Raw genomic sequence first — 5,548 nt, 5'->3', positions numbered from 1 at the left:
GAATCAAGCAAAAACTAAAGGGATTGAGCCCGGTAAATTACCGAACTCAATCCCTCGTGCTAACCTAATTAAACTGTCCAACTTTTGGGGGTCAGTTCATACGGGGTGGTTTTTTCTTTTGGATTGTGCTCGAAGAAATATTTTTTGATCTCTTGGGTAATGTTTTGACGAGAATGTTTGCGCTTTTCCAGTAAACCAACTTTCCTATAAATGGTTTTTCCCGGTAGTTCAGATATTGTTAGTTGACGGTCGTTTTCCCAGGCAATGTTTGCCAGCTTGGGAACAATCGAGTACCCAAGACCTTGTCTAACCAATTCAATAATTGCCTCGACTGAATTCAGTTCCATGCCCTCTTGAATATTTAGCTTATTAGCTCGAATGGTTTGGTCAACCAGATGGCCCGTCCAGGTATTTCTCTCAAAACGCATAAATGGGAGTGCACTTACAAGCTCTTTGGGCGTAGAACCTTTTTTATTTTTACGGGCGGGAGAAATCAAAACCATTGGCTCTGTATATAACTCTGTCCACTGAATATTCTGGGGTAGGGCGTAAGGGGATTCGGTCACAATGGCCGCATCGAGGCTTCCCTCAATCACTTGTTCTAAAAAGTCACTAGAAAGGCCTGCAATGAGCTTGATTTCAAGCTCTGGGAAATTCTGCTTCAGTTCATTCAGTGTGTTTCCAAATGCACCCATTAAGGTTGAAACGAGCGCCCCCAAAACAATAGTTCCACTCAGTTCGGATTTAAAACTAGAGCCAAGGGCTTCGTAACGTGCAATGATTTCCTGGATAGGTTCTACTAAGGATCTGCCGTGGTGGTTGAGAGTCATAGAGCGCTTAGTTCGATCAAAAAGATCAATGCCAATATCGGCTTCCAGTTGTTGTAACTGTTGCCCTGCGGCAGCAGCAGTAAGGCCTATTTCACGCGCAGCGGCTGCCACGCTTTTGTGGCGTGAAATGGCTAAAAAGTTCTTAAGTACGCGAATGCTGGACATAGGTTTAAATATAAAGTATTTTTTTATTTCGAAGAAAATTATATTCGATTTATTTTTTACTATCTATAGATATAATCACTCCATGTCTATTCAAGATCTCAAAGTAAAAGTCTGGCGCGGCGCCCAAGAGGGCGAGTTTGTTGAGTATTTGGTGCCTCGAAATCCAAATCAAACGGTGCTTGATGTCGTTACCTATATTCAACGCAAGCTTGACCCAACTCTAAGCTATCGCTTTGCCTGTCGTGTTGGTATGTGCGGCTCTTGCGCTATGACGGTGAATGGGGTGGCTCGTTGGACATGCCGAACCCACGTTTCTCAGATTGTTGAAGGCGATTCCTTAGAAATTGCACCCTTAAATAACCTTCCTGTCATTAAAGATCTTGCAACGGATATGCGAGAGTTCTTTAATAAGTGGAAGGGTGCGGTTGGTTTCTTTAAGGGCGATAAAACCCGTCACGATGATTTTGCAAAAGTGGAGCCAGAGTCGGCCGAGCGCCAACTGGCAAATGCCGGCATTGAGTGCATTGGCTGCGGGGTCTGCTATTCCTCTTGTGAGGTTGTTGAAAAGCGCCCCAACTATCTTGGACCTGCAGCTCTGAATCGTGCTTGGACACTAACAAATGACATACGTGATGTGCAGCAATTAGATCGTTTGCAGGCCGTAGCTGGAGATGAGGGTTGTCATGCTTGTCATACGCAGGGCTCCTGTACTGAGCGCTGTCCCAAGAAGCTGGAGCCAACCGCCAGTATTGCGGGACTTAAGAAGTTGGTGGCAAGAGCGGCAGTTCGTGGCAGTAAGTGGGGCAAGCTATGAGCCAGGCTATTTTGCAGGCCAAACTTTGGTATGCCCAAAGAATTAGTGCCATGATCTTAGGTCTCTGTGTCAGCATCCATCTCGTCATTATTTTTTACGCAATCCGAGGTGGTTTAACTGCAGAAGAGATTTTGGGGCGCACTCAAGGCAATATTGCCTTCGCCATTTTTTATGAAATCTTTGTCTTGGCCTGCTTTGTGCATGCGCCTATTGGCTTGGCTAATATTTTGGAAGAAACCCTCTCCAAAGGATTTGTCTCCAAGACCTTATCTTCGATCCTCGCTGTACTTATATTAATTCTGGGTACTGCAGCCGTTATTGGTGTGTACACCGGAGGTGCTCTATGAGTTCTAGGCCGAAGATTGACTTGCGTGCAAAGAGTCATCTCTCTTATTTTGCCTATGCAAGCCATCGCTTCTCGGGGCTGCTCTTAGCTTGCTTCATTCCTTTGCATTTCTTAATGCTTTCTCAGTCCTTGCGCGGAGCCAGCGGCTTTGAGCGCTATTTAGGGTTGACTGATTTCTGGGTATTCAAATTTGGTGAATGGGCACTCGTCATTTTGCTGGCCATTCATTTGGTCGGTGGAATTCGACTACTTATGATTGAGTTTGGTACATGGCGTGGTCTTCGCAAGGCCTGGACACAGGCAGCTGTCTTATTTGGCATGGCTTGTGGCCTCCTATTTTTGTATTTAGCAAACTGATTGGGTAATGTGATGCAGTTACAAATGAAAGCAGTTGAAGAGGCTTGTAAGGAACTTTATATCCGCGCATTAAAAGTTTTGCCAGATGATGTGAAGTCTGGCATCGAGCGCTTAAATAAAAGTGAGTCCGATGCGCGTGCTCAGGTTGTCTTAAAAACCATGATCACTAACATCTCAGTGGCTGAGCGCGAAGATAATCTACTTTGCCAAGATACTGGCTTACCTATTTACAAGGTAAAGATTGGCCGCAACGTACAACTCGATGGCATGGAGCTCAAGGCGGCGATTCGTAAAGGGTGTGAGCGTGCAACTACTGAATATCCATTGCGTTCTTCTGTAGTTCATCCAATCACGAGAAAAAATAATCACACGTCCTGTGGCATTGACATGCCTGCAATTAGCATTGACTTTTGTGATGATGACCAAATGCTTGAGATTGAGATGGTTCCAAAAGGAAGTGGTTCGGAAAATAATTCCTTTTTAAAGATGGCTATTCCAGCTGATGGAATTAATGGTGTCAAAGCCTTTGTTATCGAAAGTGTTGTTTCTGCCGGAGGAAAGACTTGCCCTCCAACAATTGTTGGCGTTGGCGTTGGCGGCACTTCTGAGCAATGTGTTGCGATGGCTAAGCGAGCTGCAACAAGAGCATTGGGTAGTGTATGTAGTGATGAAGAGGGTGCTAAGTTAGAGCAGGAATTAACTGCTGCTGTGAATAAGTTGGGAATTGGTCCCCAAGGTTTAGGTGGTGACGGCACAGCATTTGCTGTTCATGTAGAACTTGCCCATACGCACATCACATTAAATCCGGTTGCGGTCAATATGCAGTGCCATTCTGCTCGCAGGGCGCGAGCAACTTTCACGCCTGATGGCGTAACCTACGGATTCTAGGAGTAGAAATGGCCCACTACAACCTTCCCACTCCTGTTAGCGAAGCTGATATTCGCAAGCTTCGCATTAATGACACGGTGACTCTGCAAAACACCTTGTTTGGTATTCGGGATGCGACACAGATTCACTTATTTGATAAGGGTAGAAAAACCCGCTTCGATCTAAATGGGCATGCGGTAATTCATACTGCGCCTAATGTACGCAAGGTTCCTGTTAGTGAAGAGTTTCCAGCTGGCTATGAGCCAATTTGTATTGGAACAACTACATCAGATCGTATGGAGCGTTTTACTCATCCATTAATGACTCAAAATGGGGTACGAATGATTGTGGGTAAAGGTGGTATGCGCGAGGGATCTGCGGCAGCCTTTCAGGAGATTGGCGGCGTATATCTTGCAATCATTGGTGGTACGGCAGCGCTCGAGACAACCTGGATCGAACAGATTGAAGATGTTGATATGGATGATCTCAATCCAGAGTCACTCTGGCGTTTTAAGATTAAAGACTTTGGTCCTTTGCTTGTAGCAATGGATAGTCATGGTGGCAGTATTTATCAAGAGGTAAAAAGCGAAGTTGCCCGCAATAAAGAAGCCGTATTAAAAAGCCTGGGAATTCCGTCATGAGCATCGCCACTCTTGAAACCGATATCCTTATCTTGGGCTCTGGTGGGGCAGGACTTTTTGCCGCACTGCACGCCCATCAAACCAATCCAGATCTTCAGATCACCATTGCTGTGAAAGGTCTGCTTGGTAAGTGCGGCTGCACTAGGATGGTTCAGGGCGGTTACAACGTAGCTTTGGCCGAGGGCGACTCAGTTGAGCGCCACTTCATGGATACGATTGAAGGTGGCAAATGGCTTTCAGACCAGGAGTTAGCCTGGACGCTCGTAAACAAAGCGGTTGAACGTATTCATGAGCTTGAGAATGAGCTTGGTTGTTTCTTTGATCGCAATCCAGATGGAACGGTGCATCAAAAAGCATTCGCTGGACAAACCTTTGATCGCACAGTTCATAAAGGTGACTTGACTGGTATTGAAATTATTAGTCGACTAGCCGAGCAAGTATGGGCTAGAGGAATTCATCGACTTGAGGAGCATAGGGCGGTTGAGCTAATCCATAGTGCTGACGGAAAGTCGCTGGCTGGAGTGCTCATGCTGAATATGCAGACTGGTGAGTTCACGCTGGTACGGGCTAAGGCGGTGCTCTTGGCTACCGGTGGTGGGCCAACAATGTATAAGTATCACACCCCGTCAGGCGATAAGAGTTGTGATGGCTTAGCTATGGCACTTCGTGCTGGGCTCACTCTGCGTGATATGGAGATGGTGCAGTTTCATCCAACAGGTCTGTTAGCGGGTCCTGGCACCAGAATGACCGGAACCGTTCTTGAGGAAGGCTTGCGTGGTGCAGGCGGATATTTGCTTAATGGCAATCACGAGCGATTTATGGGTAACTATGATCCACGTAACGAGCGTGCTACACGAGATATTGTTTCGCGATCTATTAATTCTGAAATCAGGGCAGGTAGAGCAACGCCGAATGGTGGTGTCTATATTCAGATGAGCCACCTTGGTCCTGATAATGTCCGTAAGCAATTTAAAGGCATGGTTGAACGATGCGCCGATAGTGGCTTTGATTTGGCGGGTGATCTTGTAGAGGTAGTTCCAACCGCCCACTATATGATGGGTGGCTTAGTCTTTAAGAAAGACTGTAGTACTGACTTGCCAGGGCTGTTTGCTGCTGGTGAGGACACGGGCGGCGTGCATGGCGCGAATCGCTTGGGAGGCAATGGTGTTGCGAACTCAACAGTGTTTGGGGGCATTGCAGGAGAGTCGATGGCGCATTGGGTTTCCTCACAGCAGTTCAGGGATTGCAATATGAATGAGGTCATGGCGAGTATTCAGGAGCATGAAGCGCCATTGAAAAGAGAACCTGGTGATATTGAGGCAATTCGAGATGCACTAGCTGAGTGTATGTGGGATCACGTTGGTATTTCAAGAACCAAAGAAAGCTTAGAACGTGCTCGTCAAACCTTGAAGCAACTAGCATCTCAATTAAACCAAATGGGTGTTGGTGGTATTCAAAGGGAATACAGCAATACTTGGCAGGATTGGATGAACTTAAAAAATCTTATTTTGGTTAGTCAATCCGTAAT

Annotated in this window: 8 protein-coding genes; 7 read left to right on the top strand and 1 reads right to left on the bottom strand. The window is 46.2% G+C overall.

Annotation, left to right across the window (positions count from 1 at the left end):
- The first annotated feature begins 2 nt into the window (after window positions 1-2).
- Window positions 3-68: an IS3 family transposase gene (locus B7X71_RS17915; protein WP_363926692.1), complete on the top strand. Its 66-nt coding sequence runs from the start codon at window positions 3-5 to the stop codon at window positions 66-68.
- Here the strand turns inward: B7X71_RS17915 and B7X71_RS11255 are convergent, their stop codons facing one another.
- Window positions 69-995, bottom strand: coding sequence for a LysR family transcriptional regulator (locus B7X71_RS11255; RefSeq protein WP_293598239.1), 927 nt, complete (start codon window positions 993-995; stop codon window positions 69-71).
- Window positions 996-1,077: 82 nt separating this feature from the next.
- Between B7X71_RS11255 and B7X71_RS11250 the strand changes: the two genes are divergently transcribed.
- From B7X71_RS11250 to B7X71_RS11225, 6 genes are all read left to right on the top strand, one after another.
- Window positions 1,078-1,809 carry a succinate dehydrogenase/fumarate reductase iron-sulfur subunit gene (locus B7X71_RS11250; RefSeq protein WP_293598238.1) on the top strand — a complete coding sequence of 244 codons (732 nt, stop codon included), beginning with the start codon at window positions 1,078-1,080 and terminating at the stop codon, window positions 1,807-1,809.
- Window positions 1,806-2,156, top strand: a complete 351-nt coding sequence (locus tag B7X71_RS11245) for a succinate dehydrogenase (protein ID WP_293598237.1) — start codon at window positions 1,806-1,808, stop codon at window positions 2,154-2,156. Before B7X71_RS11250 ends, B7X71_RS11245 begins: the two co-directional genes overlap by 4 nt.
- Window positions 2,153-2,512, top strand: a complete 360-nt coding sequence (gene sdhC / locus B7X71_RS11240) for a succinate dehydrogenase, cytochrome b556 subunit (protein ID WP_293598236.1) — start codon at window positions 2,153-2,155, stop codon at window positions 2,510-2,512. Before B7X71_RS11245 ends, sdhC begins: the two co-directional genes overlap by 4 nt.
- Before the next feature lie 12 nt (window positions 2,513-2,524).
- Window positions 2,525-3,400, top strand: a complete 876-nt coding sequence (locus tag B7X71_RS11235) for a fumarate hydratase (RefSeq protein WP_293598235.1) — start codon at window positions 2,525-2,527, stop codon at window positions 3,398-3,400.
- A gap of 8 nt (window positions 3,401-3,408) precedes the next feature.
- Entirely contained in the window at window positions 3,409-4,020 is a 612-nt protein-coding gene (locus B7X71_RS11230) for a fumarate hydratase C-terminal domain-containing protein (RefSeq protein ID WP_293598234.1), read from the top strand.
- On the top strand, window positions 4,017-5,548 hold a 1,532-nt coding region (locus B7X71_RS11225; protein WP_293600769.1), incomplete at its 3' end, for an FAD-binding protein. The genes B7X71_RS11230 and B7X71_RS11225, both read left to right, overlap by 4 nt.

Source organism: Polynucleobacter sp. 39-46-10, from assembly GCF_002282275.1.
The sequence above is the reverse complement of the archived record's forward strand: the minus strand, read 5'-3'. Positions and strand labels throughout refer to the sequence as shown.

Coding starts and splice junctions, on each gene's coding strand:
- B7X71_RS11245 (WP_293598237.1), top strand. CDS start 1,806: ATGAGCCAGGCTATTTTGCAGGCCAAACTTTGGTATGCCCAAAGAATT.
- B7X71_RS11235 (WP_293598235.1), top strand. CDS start 2,525: ATGCAGTTACAAATGAAAGCAGTTGAAGAGGCTTGTAAGGAACTTTAT.
- sdhC (WP_293598236.1), top strand. CDS start 2,153: ATGAGTTCTAGGCCGAAGATTGACTTGCGTGCAAAGAGTCATCTCTCT.
- B7X71_RS11230 (WP_293598234.1), top strand. CDS start 3,409: ATGGCCCACTACAACCTTCCCACTCCTGTTAGCGAAGCTGATATTCGC.
- B7X71_RS11250 (WP_293598238.1), top strand. CDS start 1,078: ATGTCTATTCAAGATCTCAAAGTAAAAGTCTGGCGCGGCGCCCAAGAG.
- B7X71_RS11255 (WP_293598239.1), bottom strand. CDS start 995: ATGTCCAGCATTCGCGTACTTAAGAACTTTTTAGCCATTTCACGCCAC.